This is a genomic window from Rahnella sp. 2050 (assembly GCF_040544515.1).
Classification (GTDB): domain Bacteria; phylum Pseudomonadota; class Gammaproteobacteria; order Enterobacterales; family Enterobacteriaceae; genus Rahnella; species Rahnella aceris.
In genome coordinates this window covers 1,024,727-1,045,157 of record NZ_JBEPKE010000002.1, presented here as the reverse complement: position 1 = coordinate 1,045,157, position 20,431 = coordinate 1,024,727, and the positions used below count along the sequence as shown (strand labels likewise).

General features: G+C 51.9%; 21 protein-coding genes and 1 riboswitch. Of the genes, 7 read left to right on the top strand and 14 right to left on the bottom strand.

Annotation, left to right across the window (positions count from 1 at the left end):
* Nucleotides 1-78: 78 nt before the first annotated feature.
* Together ABIC79_RS12070 and ABIC79_RS12065 are read right to left on the bottom strand one after the other, a co-directional pair.
* Nucleotides 79-873, bottom strand: coding sequence for a deaminated glutathione amidase (locus ABIC79_RS12070; protein WP_015690273.1), 795 nt, complete (start codon nt 871-873; stop codon nt 79-81).
* Between the two features lie 19 nt (nt 874-892).
* Complete coding sequence (locus ABIC79_RS12065) at nt 893-1,876, bottom strand: substrate-binding domain-containing protein (protein WP_121019805.1); 984 nt, start codon at nt 1,874-1,876, stop codon at nt 893-895.
* 210 nt (nt 1,877-2,086) lie between these two features.
* Here ABIC79_RS12065 and ABIC79_RS12060 point away from each other — a divergent pair, with 210 nt between their 5' ends.
* Complete coding sequence (locus tag ABIC79_RS12060; RefSeq protein ID WP_013576510.1) at nt 2,087-3,433, top strand: aminotransferase class I/II-fold pyridoxal phosphate-dependent enzyme; 1,347 nt, start codon at nt 2,087-2,089, stop codon at nt 3,431-3,433.
* A gap of 4 nt (nt 3,434-3,437) precedes the next feature.
* On the opposite strand, the gene ABIC79_RS12055 is transcribed toward ABIC79_RS12060, so the two are convergent.
* Nucleotides 3,438-3,860, bottom strand: a complete 423-nt coding sequence (locus tag ABIC79_RS12055; RefSeq protein ID WP_126125060.1) for a GNAT family N-acetyltransferase — start codon at nt 3,858-3,860, stop codon at nt 3,438-3,440.
* A gap of 83 nt (nt 3,861-3,943) precedes the next feature.
* Nucleotides 3,944-4,006: riboswitch (Fluoride riboswitch) on the top strand.
* Nucleotides 4,007-4,072: 66 nt separating this feature from the next.
* Here ABIC79_RS12055 and crcB point away from each other — a divergent pair.
* The 3 genes from crcB to ABIC79_RS12040 all read left to right on the top strand — a co-directional run bounded on the left by crcB (nt 4,073) and on the right by ABIC79_RS12040 (nt 6,768).
* Nucleotides 4,073-4,456 (top strand): fluoride efflux transporter CrcB, encoded by a 384-nt coding sequence (gene crcB / locus ABIC79_RS12050; RefSeq protein ID WP_037037017.1) that lies wholly within the window; start codon nt 4,073-4,075, stop codon nt 4,454-4,456.
* 458 nt (nt 4,457-4,914) lie between these two features.
* Nucleotides 4,915-5,571, top strand: a complete 657-nt coding sequence (locus ABIC79_RS12045) for a TetR family transcriptional regulator (RefSeq protein ID WP_013576513.1) — start codon at nt 4,915-4,917, stop codon at nt 5,569-5,571.
* 9 nt (nt 5,572-5,580) lie between these two features.
* Nucleotides 5,581-6,768, top strand: a complete 1,188-nt coding sequence (locus tag ABIC79_RS12040; RefSeq protein ID WP_354567230.1) for a multidrug effflux MFS transporter — start codon at nt 5,581-5,583, stop codon at nt 6,766-6,768.
* A gap of 65 nt (nt 6,769-6,833) precedes the next feature.
* Here ABIC79_RS12040 and cspE read toward each other — a convergent pair whose 3' ends face one another.
* From cspE to ABIC79_RS12015, 5 genes are all read right to left on the bottom strand, one after another.
* Nucleotides 6,834-7,043, bottom strand: coding sequence for a transcription antiterminator/RNA stability regulator CspE (gene cspE / locus ABIC79_RS12035; protein ID WP_009636912.1), 210 nt, complete (start codon nt 7,041-7,043; stop codon nt 6,834-6,836).
* Nucleotides 7,044-7,220: 177 nt separating this feature from the next.
* A complete protein-coding gene (locus ABIC79_RS12030) occupies nt 7,221-7,964 on the bottom strand; it encodes a DUF2076 domain-containing protein (RefSeq protein WP_013576515.1) in 744 nt (247 codons plus the stop codon).
* Nucleotides 7,965-8,160: 196 nt separating this feature from the next.
* Entirely contained in the window at nt 8,161-9,291 is a 1,131-nt protein-coding gene (locus ABIC79_RS12025) for an ABC transporter substrate-binding protein (RefSeq protein WP_126125061.1), read from the bottom strand.
* 191 nt (nt 9,292-9,482) lie between these two features.
* Nucleotides 9,483-11,582: a prolyl oligopeptidase family serine peptidase gene (locus tag ABIC79_RS12020; protein WP_354567226.1), complete on the bottom strand. Its 2,100-nt coding sequence runs from the start codon at nt 11,580-11,582 to the stop codon at nt 9,483-9,485.
* A 116-nt stretch (nt 11,583-11,698) separates the two neighbouring features.
* Complete coding sequence (locus ABIC79_RS12015) at nt 11,699-12,712, bottom strand: Ppx/GppA phosphatase family protein (RefSeq protein ID WP_013576518.1); 1,014 nt, start codon at nt 12,710-12,712, stop codon at nt 11,699-11,701.
* A 311-nt stretch (nt 12,713-13,023) separates the two neighbouring features.
* Between ABIC79_RS12015 and ABIC79_RS12010 the strand changes: the two genes are divergently transcribed.
* The gene (locus tag ABIC79_RS12010; protein ID WP_013576519.1) at nt 13,024-13,269 is read left to right on the top strand and encodes a hypothetical protein; all 246 of its coding nucleotides are present in this window, start codon (nt 13,024-13,026) and stop codon (nt 13,267-13,269) included.
* Between the two features lie 39 nt (nt 13,270-13,308).
* Here the strand turns inward: ABIC79_RS12010 and ABIC79_RS12005 are convergent, their stop codons facing one another.
* From ABIC79_RS12005 to ABIC79_RS11980, 6 genes are all read right to left on the bottom strand, one after another.
* On the bottom strand, nt 13,309-13,830 hold the full coding sequence (locus ABIC79_RS12005) for a cupin domain-containing protein (protein WP_013576520.1): 522 nt from the start codon (nt 13,828-13,830) through the stop codon (nt 13,309-13,311).
* Between the two features lie 33 nt (nt 13,831-13,863).
* Complete coding sequence (locus tag ABIC79_RS12000; protein WP_013576521.1) at nt 13,864-14,217, bottom strand: hypothetical protein; 354 nt, start codon at nt 14,215-14,217, stop codon at nt 13,864-13,866.
* A gap of 28 nt (nt 14,218-14,245) precedes the next feature.
* Nucleotides 14,246-15,250 (bottom strand): diguanylate cyclase, encoded by a 1,005-nt coding sequence (locus tag ABIC79_RS11995; RefSeq protein WP_223509239.1) that lies wholly within the window; start codon nt 15,248-15,250, stop codon nt 14,246-14,248.
* A 346-nt stretch (nt 15,251-15,596) separates the two neighbouring features.
* On the bottom strand, nt 15,597-15,992 hold the full coding sequence (locus ABIC79_RS11990) for a (R)-mandelonitrile lyase (RefSeq protein ID WP_015690278.1): 396 nt from the start codon (nt 15,990-15,992) through the stop codon (nt 15,597-15,599).
* Between the two features lie 352 nt (nt 15,993-16,344).
* A complete protein-coding gene (locus tag ABIC79_RS11985) occupies nt 16,345-16,899 on the bottom strand; it encodes a sugar O-acetyltransferase (protein ID WP_013576524.1) in 555 nt (184 codons plus the stop codon).
* Nucleotides 16,900-16,947: 48 nt separating this feature from the next.
* Entirely contained in the window at nt 16,948-18,390 is a 1,443-nt protein-coding gene (locus ABIC79_RS11980; protein ID WP_255425171.1) for a sugar porter family MFS transporter, read from the bottom strand.
* Between the two features lie 499 nt (nt 18,391-18,889).
* Here ABIC79_RS11980 and ABIC79_RS11975 point away from each other — a divergent pair, with 499 nt between their 5' ends.
* Both ABIC79_RS11975 and ABIC79_RS11970 read left to right on the top strand, forming a co-directional pair.
* Nucleotides 18,890-19,219, top strand: coding sequence for a hypothetical protein (locus ABIC79_RS11975; RefSeq protein ID WP_013576526.1), 330 nt, complete (start codon nt 18,890-18,892; stop codon nt 19,217-19,219).
* Nucleotides 19,220-19,391: 172 nt separating this feature from the next.
* Nucleotides 19,392-20,105, top strand: coding sequence for a DUF2461 domain-containing protein (locus tag ABIC79_RS11970; RefSeq protein ID WP_013576527.1), 714 nt, complete (start codon nt 19,392-19,394; stop codon nt 20,103-20,105).
* The last annotated feature ends 326 nt before the right edge of the window (nt 20,106-20,431 follow it).

Sequence of the window (20,431 nt, the reverse complement as noted above, 5' to 3'; positions counted from 1 at the left end):
AAACAAACGCATCCCCTGGTGAGGGCGCGGTACTGCATGAGCGCTGAGGCAGCCGTTGAGGACCGGCCGCGCACAGACTCAGTCGTTACGCAGTTGCGGTAAACCAAAACGACGGTTTGCCAGCACCGGTAACACTTTTCTGGCATGCGCCAGACGATCTTTATCCAGCTCGGCAAACACCAGTGCCGGGGCCTCGGCTGCGCGGGCGATAGCCACACCCAGCGGATCAACCACCATACTGTTGCCGATATTGCGCTCGCCACATTCACCCACGGCCACCATATAGGTGGTGTTTTCCAGTGCGCGTGCCGTGACCAGCACTTCCCAATGCATTTCTTTCAGCGGGCCTTTCACCCACGCGGCAGGCAGCACCAGTACATCGGCACCGTCGAGCACCAGACGCCGCGCCAGTTCCGGGAAACGCACGTCATAACAGGTCATCAGGCCGACGTTAAACCCGGCGACATTCACCAGCGGCGGTACTTCGTCACCCGCCGTGACATTTTTTGATTCCTGAGAGGAGAACGCATCATAAAGATGCAACTTTTGATATTCAGAAATAATCTCGCCATTACGGATTGAAATCAGCACGTTATATGCACGGCCATCCGGTGCAGGCGTATGCACGCTCATCATGGTGGTCATCTGATTGCCACGACTGGCCGCCAGCAACTGACTGACAAACGGGCCATCCAGAGGTTGTGCTGCTTTTAAAACCAAATCCGGATCGGTAATGTCACGCGCCAGAATGCCTTCCGGCAGCACCAGCAAATCCACGCCCGCTTCGACAGATTTCGCCATCAGCGAAAGACAGGTTTCGACGTTGGCTTCCCATTCACGGGAAACCGCAAACTGACCTAATGCAACTTTCATTTTTGACTCCCCCCGTCGCTTATTTATGAAAGCGATCGGTTAAGTGTGACTGAGCAAAGTTCGGGAACAAATCTCCCGGCGTCAGGCGCCTGGCAGTCAGCCCCTGGGCATGTAATTCCTGCGCAAAATCGTCGATCATCTTTTCATTGGCGGCGTAACCGTTTGCATTCCAGTCCGCAGGTAAATCGACCACAGTGCGACGTAAATCATCCAGCAACCATGGCGTGGTGTCGGCATATTTCGCGCGCTTATCCATCCAGACTTCATAAGAGCGATCGATGATTTCGCTCAGCGCCTGCGGTAACCACGGATGCTCTTCGGCCAGCGCAGGTTTGATTGCCAGCAGGTGAATACCGGGGATGTACCCGACGCGGTTGAAATAGGCCAGTTCGGCGGCACGAAAATCCGGCTGGAACTGACGGAAACCGGAATCAGGCTTGAAGAATCCCTCAGGCATAAACGGTGTAAATACCGCATCCAGCCAGCCTTCCTGTAACAACTCCATCATAGGACGTTCTTCCGGCACGGCTTCGATGCGCCCTTCGCGGCCAAAACCGGCCAGACGGTCAACAATCGGGTGCGCTTCGGTCAGGCGGCCGACATACCAGTTCGCATCTTCAATGCCCACACCTTCAAGTGCCAGCAACGTGCGGGTCCAGGTATTGCCGGAATCCTGCCAGCCGGTCAGGCCAATACGTTTACCGGCCAGTTGATAAAGTTCGGTCAGCGGGCTGTCTTCACGGGTGATGATGCAGCGCTGACGGAAGCCGCGCATCAGAAAATGCGGTATCGCCAGTAAATCAGATTCGCCCCGCGCACGCCCTTGTGCATAACGGCTGAAAGACACTTCACCCGCATCGTATTTATCGCTGGTCCCCAGGTTATCAACCAAAGTGCCCACGCGGTCTATCTCGAGATTAAACCCTTCCGGTTTAAGATCGCCTAATGCCAGCGGCGTAAAATAATCCCAGTCACGAACCGCCAGCCTGATGGTAATCGTCACATCTTTCCCCTTAAGTGTCAGCATGGTTAATATGCAGAAAAACAACTGTGCGTTTACAAACCTGCCCGAAAACACACCAAATTCTTTTACTAAGGCCATCATCTTCACGGCAAGATGATTATTTTATCGCCTGCGTTGGCTAAGTTTGATACTAATGGCATAAATTAATATGTACAATAGAATCTTTGTTACTGAACAAAAGGCAAAAAAATGACAGAAAACTCTCTCGAAAAAACGCTGGATGCAGAATGGTTGGCGACGCAATTACAGGATCGTTCCATGCGGGGCATTGCGATTGAAACCGCAGCGATGATCCGATCCGGTGTGATCGAGATTGGTACGCATCTTCCCGCCGTGCGTGAACTCGCGCAGGCGCTGGGCGTCAGTCCGGCCACGGTTTCAGCCGCCTGGGGTCAGTTGCGACGTCAGAAAGTGATCGCCGGACGGGGGCGAAACGGCGTCTGGGTGTGCGGCGACATGCTGTCTCCACGACCTGCACGCTTCGAGAAAATCGGCAATTTTGGTGAGCATATTATTGCGGATCTGGCGCTGTCATCGCCGGATCCGGCACTGTTGCCTGACTTGCACGAAGCCATGCAGCGCGGTGTTGGCGCAGACAATCTGAACAGTTATCAGCGTGAGGCTATCGCGCCGTCGCTGCTTGAGGCCGCACGCCAGGACTGGCCTTATGACGCCCCCGCTTTTATGGCGGCGGATGGCGGATTTGACGGCATGAACCTGACGCTGCAAACCCTGCTGATGCAGGGTTCGGTGGTGGCAATTGAAGACCCGACTGCCACACGCCTGCTGGATATGCTGGACAATCTCGGTGCGCAGGTCATTCCGGTGAAGTGCGACGAATTCGGCCCCACGCCGGAATCACTCAGTCAGGCACTGCTGAAAAATCCTTCAGCCTTTATTTTTCAGCCACGTACCCATTCGCATTGTGGCCATGCGATTAACGCAGAACGTTATGCTGCGCTGGCCAACATTCTCAGCCAAAGTAACACACTGATTATTGAAGATGACGGAATCGGACAGTTGTCACGTTACGCGCCGCTGAGTATGGGCAGCAAACTGCCGGACCGCACGGTGCATGTCCGTTCTTATTCCAAAGCGTACGGCCCGGATTTGCGGCTGGCGGTGATTTCGGGATCGGTGGATTTAATCAAACAAATCAAATCATTCCGTAACTTTGGTGCCGGCTGGTCGAGCCGTATTTTGCAGGAAGCGCTGGCGTGGCTGATTAACGATCCGAAAACGCAGGAAGGGATTACGCAGGCTAAAAAAGTGTATGCGGAGCGACGCAAAGCCATGTCCGATGCGTTGCGCATTCGCGGCGTGAATATCCCCGACCGCGACGGACTGGCGATGTGGATCCCCGTGCCATCGGAACAGTTTGCGCTGGTAACGATGGCCGCGCGTGGTATTGCGGTTCTGCCCGGCGAACGCAGCCGCATCGGGCCGGGGCAATTTATCCGTATCAGCACCAGTCAGATGAAACCGGAGCAGGTTGATCTGATCGCCGACGCTATCGTGCTGGCGCTGGATGTCTGATCATTCAGAGTTTTTTCAGCAGATACTTTGGCGATTCCTCGTACTGCGCCCGCGCATAAAAAGTGTGGGCGCGTACACGGCGGGTATGGCTGTGAACTTCCATCCGGTCACACCCCCGGTCCGCTGCCAGACGTTCGGCCTCATCCAGCAATTTCTGGCCAATACCGCCGCCACGCGCGTGATCGCTGACGCACAAATAACTGATACGACAAAATTCGCCAGCCAGCGCAATTTGCGGAATAAAATGCAACGAAATAAACCCGACAGCCTGACCTTCTGTTTCGGCCACTAACAGGCGGCTGTCCGGGTTCACGGCCATTTTTGCCACACGTTCTGCTATCGCTTCAGACCTGTTGGGATAATCCAAATCCCCCAGCAATTGTGCCAGAACTGGCGCATCCTGCACGGTACCTTCTCTGATTAACATCGCCTTTTCCTTTTCAAAAACTGTTTCCGAAACGCGTCTACACAAGCGCCATCACACAATGTAAACTGAGCGCCTGCATTACTTTACACTGTGGAGATGACATTCCTCCCAAACCGCCTTTACCGGCTGATGATGTCTGCGCAATCTCGCGAGAGGTTCGTAGCGTCATGTCCGGGCCTTTCTGAATTTCATCTATTTTTTAAGGTATCACTATGTTTAGCACCTTACTTGCAGTCTTTATTGGCGGTGGTATTGGCAGCGTTGTGCGCTGGTATGTCAGTCTCAAAATGAACGGAATGAGTCCGCTACTGCCCGCCGGCACCCTGACCGTGAATCTGGTCGGCGCCTTTATCATTGGTCTGGGCATCGCGATTTTCACCCGCCTGACCCATATCGACCCGGTATGGAAGCTGCTGATCACCACCGGCTTCTGCGGTGGTCTGACAACCTTCTCCACCTTCTCTCTGGAAGTGGTTTACATGCTACAGGATGGTCGCTTTGGCGCCGCCCTGCTGAACATGGCGCTGAATCTGGCCGGCTCACTGGCCATGACATTACTGGCGTTTATGCTGGTCAGCTGGTTCAGCGCACACTGATCCTATCCTCCGGCGATGCCTTTTTAATGACAAAAGGCATCGCTGTGATAAATCTGTGACGCGGGTTCACCTCCTCCCGCCGTATCTTAATGTTTCCTTCATCTTATCTGCAGATAATAGCGTCAGTTCACTCTGGTTTATCTTTGAGGTATGACATGTTTTCTGTTCCAAAAACGTCTTCTGAGTTCCTGGTTGTTGCCCTCTGTGTTCTGACAGTTGCGGCTTTTTTACAGGCATACTTTGCTTAACAGCCCCGCCTGACCCGCAGCCCCCCTTCCCGTAAACGGCGCATTCCTCTGGATTGCGCCGTTTGCCTTTGTGCGTCACGCTTAATTGCGCGGAAACGAAACGCCACTTTTTATTTCATTCATAATACAAATATTTACCTGTTCCTCCTTATTGCCTATACTTGAGAATGATCGTTCGCAACCTACATCAGTCACATTACCGGGTATCTCATGCTTCACCCACAACAATGCACTAAAGATGCGCGCATCAGCGCACGACGCGACCAGATTATTGCCGCCGCCCGCCTGTGTTTTCGCAAGCATGGTTTTCATGGTGCCGGTATGGCTGAAATCGCTAAAACTTCACAGCTCAGTGTGGGGCAGATATACCGCTACTTCGCCAATAAAGATGCGATCATCGAAGATATCGTGCGGCGAATAGTGATGAAAAAAATCAGGCTGATGACCGGCAACGCGCATAATTTGCAGCAGGTGGCTCATAACCTGGCGCACCGTCGGATTGGCAATTTAAGCGCGCCGTATAAAGAAGATCAGTGCATCGAACAAAAAGAGCAGGCCGAAATTGACCACGCGCTGATGCTGGAAGTCGCCGCAGAAGCGACCCGTAATCCGATCGTGGAAAAAATCTGGCGTGACTCCGAAAAACAGCTTTTTAACGAAGCAAAAACGCTCCTCAGTGCCACCTTCCCGCAATTTTCCGATGCTGAAATGACCGCAAAAGTCGAATCATTAGCGGTCATTTGCGAAGGCACGGCTTTTCGTCGCCTGACGACTGTTCACGCCGACGCTGAGATTCTGGAAGCCTTATACCATCGCTACTTCCGGAGCCTCTTCGAAACGGATTTAACCACCAGCAAACTGGAATAAACTTTCACCATGAGCGCTCACCTGCACGAAAAACGCCTCGGTTACGCCCTTGTTCTAGGCTCGCTTGCCGCACTCGGGCCGTTATGTACGGATTTATATTTACCGGCATTGCCGGAGATGGCTGGCGACCTGAATACGTCCACCGCCAGCGCGCAGTTAAGCCTGACCGCCGGTTTACTCGGCCTCGGTTTCGGCCAGTTACTGTTCGGCCCGCTGAGCGACCGCTATGGCCGTATGCGCCCGCTATTATGGTCACTGGCGTTATTGCTGGCTGCCTCGGTCTGGTGTGCGGTGGCACAGGACATCAGTCAGCTGATTGTCGCTCGTCTGTTGCAAGGGATCGCCGGTGCCGGTGGCGCGGTATTGTCACGCGCGGTGGCAAGGGATTTGTATAACGGGCACGAACTGACACGGTTTTTTGCGTTGCTGATGCTGGTGAACGGGCTGGCACCGATCATCGCCCCGGTACTGGGCGGCGCAATGTTGCACTGGGTTAACTGGCGGGGAATATTCGGCGTACTGGCGTTTATTGCCATCTTACTGTTCAGCTTCTCCTCGCTAAAACTGCATGAAACCTTAACGCCCGAACGCCGTTCAGGGGGCGGTATTTTCAGCATGCTGGGCTCGGTATTCAGCCTGCTGAAACATCGTCCGTTTATGGGGCTGTGCCTGACACAGGGCTTTATTATGGCCGGGATGTTCGCGTATATCGGCGCGTCACCTTTTGTGCTGCAACAGATTTACCATCTCAGCCCGCAGATGTTCAGCCTGTGCTTTGCGATTAACGGCATCGGCCTGGTGATTTCCGCACAGGTGTCTACCCGTCTGAGCCGCCGCTTCGGCGAAATGGCGCTGGTCAAGGCCGGTTTGTGCATCGCCGCAGTGGCCTCGGTGGCGCTGGTGATTTCCGCCAGCCTGAATGCGCCACTCGTGATGTTACTGGTGCCGCTGTTCTTCTCGGTGATGGTGATAGGGATTATCAGCCCGAATGCAGGCTCGCTGGCGATGCAAAGTCAGGGGAAAAATGCAGGCAGCGCGTCTGCCCTGCTGGGCGTGTGTATGTTTGCGCTCGGGGCAGTTGCCGTACCGATAACGGGTTTCGGCAGCCATCCGGCGTTGTCGATGGGGCTGACCATTCTCGGCTGCTACGCGATTGCTATCCTGATGTTCGTGACGCTGGTGCGTAAACCGGCATAAGGTTCTGGCGAACGGCAGGCAAAAAAAAACCCGCTTCGGCGGGTTTTTCAATAAATCGGCTAAAGTCAGATAGCGATAACGTTAGCAGCCGACGGGCCTTTGGCACCATTGGTGATTTCGAACTCTACGCGTTGGCCTTCAGCAAGGGTTTTGAAACCGTTGCTGGAAATAGCAGAGAAATGAACGAAAACATCTTTGCTGCCATCTTCAGGGGTAATGAAACCAAAACCTTTAGATTCATTGAACCACTTAACGCTACCTTTAATCTTAGACATCAAACTTACCTTTACGTGAATGTTGGACACAAAATGTGTGTCAAACACAGTACAGCAACAGATTTGGCTTTTGTCCAGAATTCTGATGGCAATAAGCGATAAACCTCTCACTCTTCACCTTCTGCTGCTTTTTTCTGCTGCCAAAAAGCCCCTTAATAGCCTTATGACATCAACCGGTTAGAAGAATGAGTCATCATCATTGTTGAAATCATCAGTGTTGAAGTCATCATTTCCAAACCCCAAATCCGAATTGTCATTACGCAGCGACGCATCTTCCCATGACGGCTGATTGCTGTCGAAACCCTGACTGTTATCGAGGAAGCTGCTGTCGGCAGGATTGAGATCCTGCACTGGCGGTTCTTCGATGATATTGACGATTTCCTGCGGCTGGCTGTGATGGAACATGCCGGTCAGCATATCCGCCAGCACCACCCCACCCGCGACGCCCGCCGCCGTGCGCAATGCACTGCCCAGAAAACCCGGCTGCTGGGGTGCAGCTTGTGCCGGTGCCTGCTGTTGCGGCTGTTGGGCATATTGCTGTTGCTGAGGCTGACTTCCCCAGCCTTGCGTACCGGGAATGGGCTGGCTGCCCTGCGAAGCCTGGCGTTGCGGTTCAGGCTGAGACGTGCCACCGCCAAACAAGCCAGCCAGAAAACCGGTGCTTTGCGGTTTGGCCGTCTGCGCCTGTTGTTGCAACTGCTGAACCTGCTGTTGCAATTCTTGTACCTGCGCATTCAGTTTGGTCAGCGCCGCTTCCTGAATAATCATTGCCTGCGCCATGTAATACGGGGCAGATGGCTGCTGACGAATATGGGCCTGAATCACACGTTCAGCTTCCGCATCACGCGGTGCCGTGTTGGACTCAGCCTGTTGTAAGCGACTAAAAAGCCCGTCAATTAAACGCTGTTCTTCAGATTGCATAAATTCACCTTGTTGATATGTCGTACTGCGTCAGGAGCGACGCCGGTCGGCGTTATTCAGATACAGTAATACAGTTAGTTTTTTGTATAAATTAACGGAGTGTCAACAAATGTGACGGAGGTAAAGTTAGTGCAGAAAGCGCGCAGAGGGATTGAAAAACCGCCTGCGGGGCCACAGGCGGGGGAATTATCAGCACTTACTTTTTCGGTGTCCAGCCAAGGATGAAATCCTGATCCGGCAGGTTGGTATAGTTACGTACGATGTCGTGGTAAGTCTTCGCCGGGTCCAGATCTTTAAACTGTTGCGGATAAATAAACTTCGCCAGATATTCCATCCCGACAATGTTATACGGATGGTTGTAGAACTGGTGATAAATACCGTAAACGTGGCCCGCATTCACCGCAGGGATTTGCGCCACGCCGGTGCGTGAAAGCAACACTTTGGCTTCTTTATCCACATCCGCTTCATCCGCACCGTAGCCAAACGGCAGAATATGCGTCACAGAGCCACTTTTCGGACGTGCCGAACCGGTCATGATGTAAACGTCCGGCTTCATGCTGATCACCTGTTCCAGAGAAACGGTGCCTGATGCGCCCGGCAGGAGGCTGGAACCGATGTTATTGGCATCTACCGCCTGGATCAGTTTTCCCCATCCCGCATTACCGTGTGTGAAACAGCAGGAGTCGTCGCGACCGGCAATTGGCTCGATAAACACATTCGGCCTGGTTTTAATCGCCTCTGCGGCTTTCTGAATAGCCTGGAAATGCTGGTTATAGAACGTGGTGTAGGCGCGGGCGTTATCCTCCTTATTCATCACTTTGCCGAGCAGATCAATACTTGGCGCGGTGTTTTTTGCCGGATCCAGTTCGTAATCGACAAACAGTACAGGGATGTGCAACGCGGCGAGTTTATCCAGCACCCCGGCCTGCGCCAGTGAATCTTTCGCCCTCATCTGCGCAATCATCAGATCTGGTTTTTTAGCGATCACCGTTTCCAGATCCACCTGCCCTTTGTCGCTGAATCCCATATCGAGGATTTTCGCCGATTCAGGCCATTTGCTTTTCAGCATCTCCCAGGTGCCGCTGTCAGTTTTCTTCAGCAGGTTATTCCAGGCCACCACATGCTGAAAAGGATTGGCTTTATCCAGCACCGCCAGCGCCAGAAGATCGCGCCCGTCCTGCAAAATGACCCGTTGCGGCGCTCTATCGATGGTGACTTTCTGACCGGCTATGTCCGTGACCGTCAGCGGATACGTGGTAGCAAAACTGGCAAAGGAGGCCGCCATCAGACCGGCAACAGACAGCACGCGAGCAGTATTCTTTAACATGCGATTACCCGAAAATGAGAATGAATGAGAAATGATTTTGATAATTGTTATCAACACAAGCCGAAATAATAAACAAGGAAAGGTGAAGGGGGCAACGTTTTTAAAGCGGACAGAGGGAGTTAAAACATGTCGAAATATTAACGGGATACCACAGAGGCATCCCGTTTTTCATCAGACTCTCGCGGGCAATATCAGCCGCTGGCTTTGTCACGGCCAATAAAGTGCAGCAGAAATTCGCTCACCATCACCCGTTTAAACGCGGACTGTTTTTTGTCAGCCGCGGCGCTGTGGCCGCCGTCAGTATTCTCGTAAAAATAGACCTGCGGGATACCCAGCGCCTGCATTTTCGCTGCCATTTTACGTGCATGGTCAGGCCCGACGCGGTCATCGCTGGTCGCCGTTGAGAACAATACCGGCGGATATTTTTTTGCCGGATCGATATTGTGATACGGCGAAAATTCGCGGATAAACGCCCATTCTTCCGGTTTCTGCGGGTCGCCGTATTCAGCCATCCACGAAGCGCCAGCCGAGATTTGCGTGTACCGGTACATATCCAGCAGCGCCACTTCACACACGATGGCCCCGAATAATTCCGGGTAGCGTGTCAGCATATTGCCGACCAGTAAACCGCCGTTGCTGCCGCCCTGCGCCGCCAGATGGGCCGGTGAGGTGATCTTGCTGGCAATCAGCGCCTTCGCCACGGACGCGAAATCTTCGTAAGCGCGCAGACGTTTTTCTTTCAGCGCCGCTTTATGCCATTCCGGCCCGTATTCGCCACCGCCACGGATATTTGCCACCACAAACACGCCGCCGCGATCCAGCCACGACACACCGCTGACCCCGAGATAATACGGCTCAAGGGAGACTTCGAAACCACCGTAGCCATAAAGCAGCGTCGGGTTCCTGCCGTCATACGCCACATCTTTGCGCGAGATGACAAAATACGGCACGCGGGTACCGTCGTCGGACACCGCGAAATGCTGGCTGACCTGATAACGGGTGGCATCAAAATGCGACGGATCTTGTTTCAGCAGTTCGGCTTCCACGTCCGCGCCACTATCCAGATTTCCGAGCGACAAACTGGCCGGTTGCAGGAAACCGCTGACACTCATGAAATATTCATTGGTCTCATCATCCACGCCCCACGCATTGATTTTGCTCAGTTCCGGCACTTTGCCGAACGGCTCACGCTGCCAGTCGCCGTCTTTTGGCGTCAGCACTTCAAGCCGGTTGACGACATCACGCGTGATACTGAGGATGATATGATCACGGGTGTAGGAATAGCCGTTGAGCTGGTCACGGGTTGCCGTCACGCCGCTGAGAGAAGAATGCGCACCCGGCATAAACAGGGGTTTCAGCGTGCGACCGCCTGCCATAAAAGCGTCAAAATTCATGGTCAGCAACGAACCGGACGGCCAGCTTTCGCCGTTCACCTGCCATTCACTTGAAGGCTGGATCAGGATCCACTCGCGCCAGCTACTGAATTTGGCATCCGCCGGCAGATCGATTTTGATTAAGTTTTTGTCGTCATCAAGCAGGAACACTTCACGGTGATAGAAGTCGGTGACACGCACCACATAATTGCGCTCAAACCCTTTGGTGGCATCGCTATAACCCGCCGCCATCATGTCTGTCTTTTCTGCGCTGAACACCGTGACCGCTTCGCACAGCGGTGTACCACGCTGCCAGATTTTGACGATGCGCGGATAACCGGAACCGGTCATTGAGCCTTCACCAAAATCAGTGGCGACAAACAAATGGTCGCGGTCAATCCAGCTGATGCGGCTTTTCGCGACCGGCAAATAAAAACCGTCCGGCACAAAATCCTGAGTGATTAAATCAAACTCACGCACTTCAGAGGCATCACCGCCGTCTGGCGACAGCACTAACAACGCACGCCCGAAATCCGGTTTTAAATTCCAGAAACCGTGAAACACCCACTCCTTCCCTTCGGCTTTACCCAGCGCATCGATATCCAGTACGGTGTGCCATTGCGGTTCGGCTTTACGGAATTCATCAAGCGTGGTCTTGCGTAAAATGCCTTTCGGGTTCTTCGCGTCCTGCCAGAAGTTGTACCAGTCGTTGCCACATTTCCACACGCCGGGGATTTGATCCGGCGAATTCAGGCCTTCCAGCACTTTCTCCCGCAGCGGCTCGAAATCGTGACCCTGCGTAAACGCTGCCAGCGTGATGGCATTTTGCTCACGCGCCCATTCAAGGGCTTTTTCGTTGCGTAAACCTTCGAGCCAGATGAAATCATCCTGCGGGGGAGTGCCTGAGTCAGTTGTCATGTCATTCTGCTCCTTCAGTCAATACAGCCATTTTGAATGCTTTTACATCAACGCTTTTACTCTCAGCGATAACTTTTACTCTCAAGATAAAAAGTGTCGCTTATCGCTTCAGGAATTTATTGCACCAGGATGCCCTGGATCAGGCTGGCTTTGACAATCGTCACCTGTGAGATATTCAGCGCCTGCATAAAGCCCTCCACCAGCAGTAAATTGCTGACATCGGTCGCGCGGTATTCGCCGGTAAGTTCACTGTCCCCTTTCCACACCTGATTTTTCGACACGCGTTCTACATCAGCCAGACTGTAAGTATTGTTCGCCGGATGGATCTGGTCTTTCAGCGAAAAACCATGAACGCCGCCGATACCAATCACCCGGCGGGTTTGCGCATCCTGTTTGATTTGAGGACTGACGTGGGTCCTCGCGTAGAAATTCACGTAACGCAGCACCGTATTGCGCAGCGATCCAATCGGGTTCGGCGAGGCGGCTTTATCCAGTTCCTGATTTTTAAGCACGCTGATAATGAATTCTTTCAGGGTTACCGATGCCAGTTTGCCCTGATATATATCCGTCACTGGCTGACCGTTTTGTTCGCGGATGGCGGTCATTTGCATCGAGCCGCCGCCGATATCCCAGACCAGCAGATCCTGATTGTTGATGGTGTTGTCATGCAGCGCCGCCTTCGCCGACAGGAAACCCAGCTCCGCCTCCTGTTCCTGAGAAATCACACGAAGCTGGATTTGTGTCTGCTGGTTGAAACGGTCAATAACCTGCTGACCGTTAGCCGCTGAACGAAACACTGCGGTGGCAACGCCGGTAATGCGCTGCGGATGAAAGCTGCGGGCTTTATCAACCATCTGTTTCAGCGCCGTCACGCCCTGTTGTTGCATGGCCTCGCTGATCTGGTTGTTGCCGGATTTGCCCAAATCCTCATTAAAGCCCAGCGGTTTTTGGTCTTCATACAGCACTTTTCCCGGCAGATGTCGGCAAATATCAACCTGCGCCACCTGAATTTTGGTGGTGCCGGATCCCATGTCAATTGCCCCGCGGGTTTCGATACAGTTTTCTGCCAGCACAGAAAATGTGCTCAACGCGAATAAGGTGCCCAGAAAACCCTTTACCCAATAATTCATCTCATCCTGCCCCTGAAAAATAAAAGAAAAGTAGAAAGCATCCAGAAATACCCGTTTTATGGCGGTGATTTCAAGTCTTTTAGTTTCCTTTTACGTTCTGAATAACCTTCCGAAAAATGCAAGATTGTCCTTAAATAATCCATTCTGCGATCTGCATGGTTTCGGCAATCCTTTTTTGTGAGTCACTTCAAGCAATGAAATAACAGGAACGCCTATAAAGAAATCATTACTTTGTCATGACAAAAAATGACAGGGATTTGAGGTAGAAAAGGGAAACGAAAATCAGGCAGCCACAGAAAAGGAGTGAATGTATGGAATGGAAGATCATCGACATCCTGAATATCCCGCAGACCGGACTGAAATATATCTGTATCCAGGCTTTTAAAAACCTGAAGCTGATTTTGTCCGTAGACAATGATTTTAAGCTGCAAACCGGCGATACCTTAGAGATTACGCCGGAGGGCTATTCACTGAACCGTCATCAGGCACAGAGCCTGAAAATTCACCGAATGATGCCGTATTGTCAGCAACGCTGGCAGTCGCTTTCCATTCAATAAATGGGTTTACACGCACGTCAGCCATAGAAAAGCCGGCATTCAACTGACCGGCTTTTTCTTTTGTTCACGTCGCTGGTCCGAAATGCCGTCGTGATCACCAAATTGTTGCTCAGGTACATCCACCCAGCGGTCTTTGCGCGTCGCTTCATATTCCTGATTCAGAGGGTAATAAATCCGGTTTTCCGGCTTATTTGCCTCCCCCACCACCAGCAGCCGCACTTCCTCATCGCTGTTATTAATGAAGGTGTGACAGATACCGGTGCCGTGCGGAAAGGCCACGGCATCGCCCGGTTTCAGCGGATGCAGATGGCCGTTAATCCACGCGTCAGGATACCCTTCCAGCACGTACACAAATTCATCTTCCGCACTTTCCGCATGGGCGTAACAGGTACGACGCCCCGGTAATAAACGTTCGTGATGAATACCAATTTTCGTCAGGCCAAGCGCTCTGCCGAGCGGTGCGCCAATCGACATCAGTTCATCATCGCCGGGATAATTGCCGTCGTCTGGACCTTCCAGCTCGGTCCAGTGTCGGATAAAATCAGGTCTTTCCTTGCTCATAAAATCTCCGGATAACATTGCCAATAGTCAATTTTAGTACAGCGAAGGCGACTTCTGCTGCATTGAGTACGGACTTTGCGTCTGCGCAATATTTTTAGGCAGACAGGCAAATCTTATGTGTACCTTCTCGCCGTCGTTGCTTTCACCCAGCGTCTGGAATTTGCCGCTACAAAAATCGAAGATCTTTTTGTAGGTATCCGCGCGACGCTGCCGCTCAAGGATTGAAAACACGGATGTCGTATAACTTGCTTCGCCCTGCGTAAACGACGGGTCAAAATTGGCCGGGCGATAGGTAGCATCACCAACCGGTTTATCGATAGATGAACAGCCTGCCAGCAAACCTGCGGCGACGGCCGCAGCGACCCACATTATGGTGATATTTTTCATTACTCATCCCGGAAAACGTTAACGTTATTCAGTGTAGCTGAGCAGAAGTATCTGTCCTGCTCACGCTGCCAATACTGTTTTTGCCATTTTGTTTCACATTCACCAATGCCCGTTCGGCAGCCGCCAGCCACTGGTTATAATCTTCATGATTGCGGGATGTCGCCACGCCGATACTCAGCGAACACTGGAAACCGGAATCCTGCGATAAGCGGATTTCTGAGGTTTTCAGTAATAACCGGTAACCCACGGCATACGCTTCTTCTTCAGAAACCCCCGGCAGGATCACCACAAATTCATCGCCCCCCAGAATAGCCGGGAAATCATTTTGCCCGGTTTCCTGCCGTAAAATCGCTGACACCGAGCGCAACACATAATCCCCCGCTTCGCGCCCGAACAAATCATTTACCATTTTCAGGTCATCAACGCCCAGCACCATCAGGCAGGATAAATCATGTTTTGCGCGTTCAAACTCCAGCATCAGACGCCGGTCGAGTAACCGCCTGTTAGGCAAACCGAGAAAAGGATCCATCAGGGCGGCCTTTTCCAGCTCGTGTTGTTTATCCCGCAGCTTTCTGGAAATGGAATAATTCGCTGCACTGAAAGCAATAATATAAATCGTGGAAAGCGGCAACGTCAGCCACAACGTCCGGTCAGTGACGGTGAAATAAAACGTCATTCCCGACAACAGCCAGCAGACAATAAAACCGGCGCAATAAAACAGCGCAGCGCGGCGCAGCAACTGCCAGCCACCGGCAGAAAAACGGTCAGCGATGAGAATAGCCGTAATAATGGCCGACGGCAGCGGACAAACGCCCATCAGCGCAACCCAGGCTCCCCCCGCGATGGCATCAAATGCCAGATTTCGGAATTCCGCCTGATTAGGGTGATTTGAGCGTTGTGAAATCAGCATAGCGACATGCGGCCAGACAAAGGCATTCAGCGCCAGCAGGCTGATGGCGATCCAGGAAGCATTGCGTTCAAGAAGGACAGAAAACACAGGAAAAAAGCAGAGAAAAGTGCCAAGTATCCGCATTAAGTACATTCGCCGTAAGAAGCGCTCTGAGCGCTCACGGACGAGACTTTCACCTGGAGAATAATATGGCATACGGGAAACGGCTCTTGAGTTGATTTCTATTTATATTAGTCGAGTTACTTATCTCAGAGCTACTGAAAGCGATAATTTTAATGCGCCGAACAACGGGGGTTTTTAGCGTTAAATAAGACAGGTTAATGGTTAACCAGAGAATTTAGGATAAAAATTCGGAAATACAGAAATAACTGTATCGATTTTATGCAGTCACAATATATTGCCACAAAAAAGGCGGCTTTTACGCCGCCCTTTTGAGCAAAGGTTATATAAATTCCACCAGGACAGGTGATTACTTACTGTACTGCGCGTCCGTCACCTTTTCCATCCACTCAACCGGACTGCCGTTCAGGGACTCGGCAATCGCGATGTGCGTCATGGCATTCTCCGGGGTCGCGCCGTGCCAGTGTTTCACCCCTTCCGGGATCCACACGATATCGCCCACATTCATTTCGCGAATTTCGCCGCCCTCCTCCTGCAACCAGCCACGGCCTTGTGTGATGATCAACGTCTGACCCAGCGGATGCGTGTGCCAGGCGGTACGCGCACCCGGTTCAAAGGTCACGATTGCGCCACCGACACGGGCAGAGGCAGTGCCGCTGAACGGCGAGTCGATACGCACCTTGCCGGTGAAGTAATTTTCCGGGCCGTTTTGTGAAGGGACAGAACCACTTTTGGTAATTTTCATTTTATCAGTCATTTCATTCTCCGCCTGGGGGACTGCTGCTGGAAAGTTCGTCATGTCATAAACAATAGCGCCGTTCGTTTATGACGACCAGAGGGCAAAATATGAAAGGAGCTATGAGATAAATTCATAAGTCAGCACGCGCGGCAGGACAGCGATATAAAAATAACAATAAAGATCACGATTTGATCACAATCATCTCTAAAAAACGGACACTTATTTCAGGAAGATAATTAATTGATTTTATTTAAATTTTGTCTCATTCTGTTCGCACTTTAAGAAATATTGTATTTTTTGCATTTGCAGCCCGCCTCAGAGCGGGCTTTTTTATGTCGGAGAGACGGTCAGGTAAACATTACGTCAGTTTCCGCACCACCTTGCAGGGGTTTCCACAGGCAACCACGCCCGCTGGCACCGGTCGCGTGACCACACTTCCGGCGCCAATCGTGCAACCATCGCCAAGGGTCACGCCGGGCAAAATCACGCATCCGCCGCCAATCCAGACATCGTTGCCAATAGTGACTGGCCGGGCGCTGCCAATATGTTCACGACGTAAATCAATATCCAGCGGATGCTGTGCGGTATAAATTTGCACATCAGGGCCGATAAAAACGTTATTCCCTATTGTGACCGGCGCGCAATCAAGTAACACAAAATTAAAATTGATGAAAACATTATTGCCGATTCGGGTATTTATGCCGTAATCAATGCGCATGCCTTTTTCAAAATGGACATTGCTGCCCACTTCCCCAAATATTTCCCTGATCAGGGCATCTTTCTCCGCCGTCTGACGGGCGCTCAGCGCATTAAATCCATCCACTTTATCGCGGGTCTGATAACGAATTTCACGTAATTCGTTATCATTAATATAGTAATCCAGCCCGCTGGTCATTTTGAGTAAGTCGCGCATCAACTGTTCCCTGATATTGTTCACATCCACAATGAATCACCGGCGTGTTTACTGCCCGATATCGCGCAGTTTTTTTCCGGACATAAGGTTTCTTTCTATTTGCTCCAGCGTGACGTTTTTCGTTTCCGGTATCAGGATGAAAGTGATCACCACGAACACCACGTTCAGCGCGGTGTACAGCCAGAATGTCCCTGCTGCACCGATATTGTCCATCAGCGTCAGGAAAGTAGCGCCGATAATCATGTTCGAAATCCAGTTGGTGGTGGTCGAACAGGTGATACCAAAATCACGGCTTTTCAGCGGCTGAATTTCAGAACACAGGATCCATACCACCGGCGCCGCACTCATGGCGTAACCGGCAATACACATCATGGTCATACCGACCGACAGCCAGGAAAGCGCGGCACCGGCCGTGCCCTGATTGAATTGCTGAAGACAATATCCCAGCACCAGCGTGCCGAGCGCAATCACGCTAAAGCCAATTTTCAGTGCCGGTTTGCGTCCCGCTTTATCAACCATGCCGATGGCAATAAACGTCGCGAGCACAAACGTCAGACCGACAATAATCGTGGCGATCATCTGCTGGCGTGTACTGGTAAATCCCGCCAGATTAAAAATCTTCGGCGCGTAATACATGATGATATTCATGCCGGTAAACTGCTGCATCGCCTGCAACAACATGCCTAAGCCGACGGCCCGGCGCACATTACTGTTGGCTTTAAATAATTCCCATCCGCCCTGTTTCAGTTTCAGGCTTTCACGGATTTCATTCAGTTCCTGGCGGGCCTTTTCCGAGGTATCACGCAGCATTCTCAGCACACGCTCGGCCTCAATATGCTGCCCTTTGGCGGCCAGCCAGCGCGGGCTGTTTGGTAAAAAACACACCGCAATCATCAGCACAAACGCCGGAATCGCCAGCACGCCCAGCATTGCGCGCCAGTCACCGCTGCTGCTGAATGCGGTATCAGAAAGGAAAGCCAGCAAAATGCCGATCGTCACCATCAGCTGATACATGGCAATCATCTTGCCGCGAATGGTTTCTGACGCCATTTCAGACAGATACAGCGGTGCGGTGTAGGACGCAATGCCGACAGCAAAACCGAGGATCAGGCGCGACACCATCAGGATTTCAATGCTGGAAGCGAAGGCGGAGCCGAGAGAACCGAGAATAAACAACAGCGCTGCCGCCATCAGGCTGTATTTGCGTCCCAGCCGGAAAGAGAGCCAGCCATTGGCCAGCGCACCGAACGCTGCGCCGAGCATCATGATGCTGACAACCCATTCCTGCTGGCGGCTGCTCAGCACAAAATGCTCAGTAATAAAGGGAAGCGCACCAGAAATCACACCAATATCGAGACCGAATAACAGCCCCGCCATCGCCGCCGCAAAAGACACAAACAGGTTCATCACTTTGGTGTTTTTGAGCGAACTTTCAGTCAGTTTAACCACATCAGATGACGACATTTTTTTCTCCGGAAAGGGGGAATACAGCAACGGACATCAGAAAAAAATCATTCAGCCATTACGATAAGCACAAGTGCCCTGTGGGGTGAGAGCAGGAAAGGCACATATATACACAATCGTGCTGCACCGGACTTTCTGTGATCGGGATCACTGGGGAGAAGATGGCGGCGATATGGTGCAGGGGAATAAAAGTCAGGCAGAACCGATCCTTGCGAGATATCTTCCAAATCTGATTACAACTCCCTGTAAATGCATCCAGCCGGTTTCTTTGCTTCGGCAGCAGGAATAAAGTCTCCTTGCTGCGGCAAAATCCGCAGCCGGAATTAGCGTTCCGAAAGACATAACTAGGCGACATTGTGTAATAATGCCGCGCACTTTGATTCACCCTAAATAATGGTGGCTCAGGTGGGGGCTTCGAAAGAAGCACCGGTTTTCCTAGTGTGTCCGGTACGCTAACCCCGTCTGAGCTGCCACCCAAGTTTAGCGTCTTGTGTTGCAGTCATTTAATCATCTAGGAGGTTTTAAAATGACGAACACCGAAACTGCTTTCTCTGAAAACTCAATCACCGTCTTCCGCTCACTGATCGCCGAGCTGGATTTCAGCCGCTTCAAAGATGCTCAGCTTTACGATCTCAGCGCGCTGGCGTCGGACTCTGCCGAAGGATTGTGCCACGGCCTGCTGTGCCTGAGCGAAGGGCTGGAGAATGGTGAGATATTACCGCCGGAAGGTATCCCGCAGGTCAGCGCCTATCTCAAGGCGACCGCGCATTTATTACCCGTATTGTTTGAGCTGAGTGAACGGGCGAATGACAGCTTAGGGAAAGCGGGAAAAGTGAGTCCTGCCGCGATTAACTGACAGGTATCAGACATGAAAAGGCCCGCCGCACTGTTCTGGCGGGCTTTAAAGCACCCACTCTCCCCACATCCTTTAATCCGGAAAATTTTTTACTTTTCAGTTTGCACTGAGTCGTGTCTGGCGTCAGGATTTACCCTGATTCCCCATTGGCAGTGATAAAGGCTTATCGATAATGACGACTCAGACACCTAAAACGCCGGTTGCGGCAGGGACAATTTTTAGCGCAGCCGGTCTGCAATTTCTGAATAAACTCGCGCAAAACAACACCCGGGACTGGTTTAAGGCTAATCAGGACGAATACGAGAATACGCTGAGAACGCCCGCGCTGCGCTTTATCGAGCAAATGCAGCCAGAGATTATTGCCATTTCCCCGAGACTGACTGCTGTCGCGAAAAAAGTGGGGGGCAGCCTGATGCGCCCGCAGCGCGACAGCCGGTTCAGCAAAGATAAAACGCCGTATAAAACCAATGTCGGCATTCAGTTTCGTCATTTCCAGGGCAAAGATGTGCACGCACCCGGCCTCTATCTGCACATCGCCGAAGACGGTTGTTTTATTGCGGCAGGGATCTGGCACCCGGAATCAAAAGCGTTAAACGCGATTCGCGCCTGTATTGATGAGAACCCGAATGCCTATCAGAAAGCGCTCAAGACATTGCACGATAACGGGTTTGTGATGGACGGCGACAGTCTGAGTCGTCCGCCAAGAGGCTACGACAAAAACCACCCGCTGTTAGCTGAATTAAAACGCAAAGATTTTATCGCGATTAAAAACATCGCCTTTGAAGATCTGTGCAAGCCAGATGTTATTGATTTTTGCGCAGAGCAGTTCAGACATTGCGCGCCGTTGATGTCCTATCTGTGTTTTGCACTTGAGCTGGACTTCTGAAGCTGATGAGACGACAGGTTTACCCTGCCCGGTGAAGTGCGAAGCATTCTTGACACCTGAAACAGCCAAAATTATATTTTCACTGTCATGACAGCAACCGGCCAGAGGCCTCGTGGTTGAATGCGCTGGCCGGTTTGCTAAATCCCTTTCCCCTGACAGCATGTGTACTGTTGCGCTCAGGGCTGTGATGTTCTGCTCATTTCAACCCGGCTAGCGGACCGGGCTTTGGTGCGTGTAACCCACTACTCTCTAAGACCTTCTATCGCCTGACACAATGCATCATTAGGCTTACCTGTTATTGTCACAGCTGATTGTTGAACACGCTC

Bases quoted from the DNA above. Each gene is read 5' to 3' on its own strand.
- ABIC79_RS11970 (WP_013576527.1), top strand. From the start codon at position 19,392: ATGACGACTCAGACACCTAAAACGCCGGTTGCGGCAGGGACAATTTTT.
- ABIC79_RS12020 (WP_354567226.1), bottom strand. From the start codon at position 11,582: ATGACAACTGACTCAGGCACTCCCCCGCAGGATGATTTCATCTGGCTC.
- cspE (WP_009636912.1), bottom strand. From the start codon at position 7,043: ATGTCTAAGATTAAAGGTAGCGTTAAGTGGTTCAATGAATCTAAAGGT.
- ABIC79_RS12010 (WP_013576519.1), top strand. From the start codon at position 13,024: ATGGAATGGAAGATCATCGACATCCTGAATATCCCGCAGACCGGACTG.
- ABIC79_RS11990 (WP_015690278.1), bottom strand. From the start codon at position 15,992: ATGAAAATTACCAAAAGTGGTTCTGTCCCTTCACAAAACGGCCCGGAA.
- ABIC79_RS12045 (WP_013576513.1), top strand. From the start codon at position 4,915: ATGCTTCACCCACAACAATGCACTAAAGATGCGCGCATCAGCGCACGA.
- ABIC79_RS12055 (WP_126125060.1), bottom strand. From the start codon at position 3,860: ATGTTAATCAGAGAAGGTACCGTGCAGGATGCGCCAGTTCTGGCACAA.
- ABIC79_RS12040 (WP_354567230.1), top strand. From the start codon at position 5,581: ATGAGCGCTCACCTGCACGAAAAACGCCTCGGTTACGCCCTTGTTCTA.
- ABIC79_RS12030 (WP_013576515.1), bottom strand. From the start codon at position 7,964: ATGCAATCTGAAGAACAGCGTTTAATTGACGGGCTTTTTAGTCGCTTA.
- ABIC79_RS11985 (WP_013576524.1), bottom strand. From the start codon at position 16,899: ATGCGCGACTTACTCAAAATGACCAGCGGGCTGGATTACTATATTAAT.
- ABIC79_RS12005 (WP_013576520.1), bottom strand. From the start codon at position 13,830: ATGAGCAAGGAAAGACCTGATTTTATCCGACACTGGACCGAGCTGGAA.
- ABIC79_RS12015 (WP_013576518.1), bottom strand. From the start codon at position 12,712: ATGAATTATTGGGTAAAGGGTTTTCTGGGCACCTTATTCGCGTTGAGC.
- ABIC79_RS12000 (WP_013576521.1), bottom strand. From the start codon at position 14,217: ATGAAAAATATCACCATAATGTGGGTCGCTGCGGCCGTCGCCGCAGGT.
- ABIC79_RS12070 (WP_015690273.1), bottom strand. From the start codon at position 873: ATGAAAGTTGCATTAGGTCAGTTTGCGGTTTCCCGTGAATGGGAAGCC.
- crcB (WP_037037017.1), top strand. From the start codon at position 4,073: ATGTTTAGCACCTTACTTGCAGTCTTTATTGGCGGTGGTATTGGCAGC.
- ABIC79_RS11995 (WP_223509239.1), bottom strand. From the start codon at position 15,250: ATGCGGATACTTGGCACTTTTCTCTGCTTTTTTCCTGTGTTTTCTGTC.
- ABIC79_RS12060 (WP_013576510.1), top strand. From the start codon at position 2,087: ATGACAGAAAACTCTCTCGAAAAAACGCTGGATGCAGAATGGTTGGCG.
- ABIC79_RS12025 (WP_126125061.1), bottom strand. From the start codon at position 9,291: ATGTTAAAGAATACTGCTCGCGTGCTGTCTGTTGCCGGTCTGATGGCG.
- ABIC79_RS11975 (WP_013576526.1), top strand. From the start codon at position 18,890: ATGACGAACACCGAAACTGCTTTCTCTGAAAACTCAATCACCGTCTTC.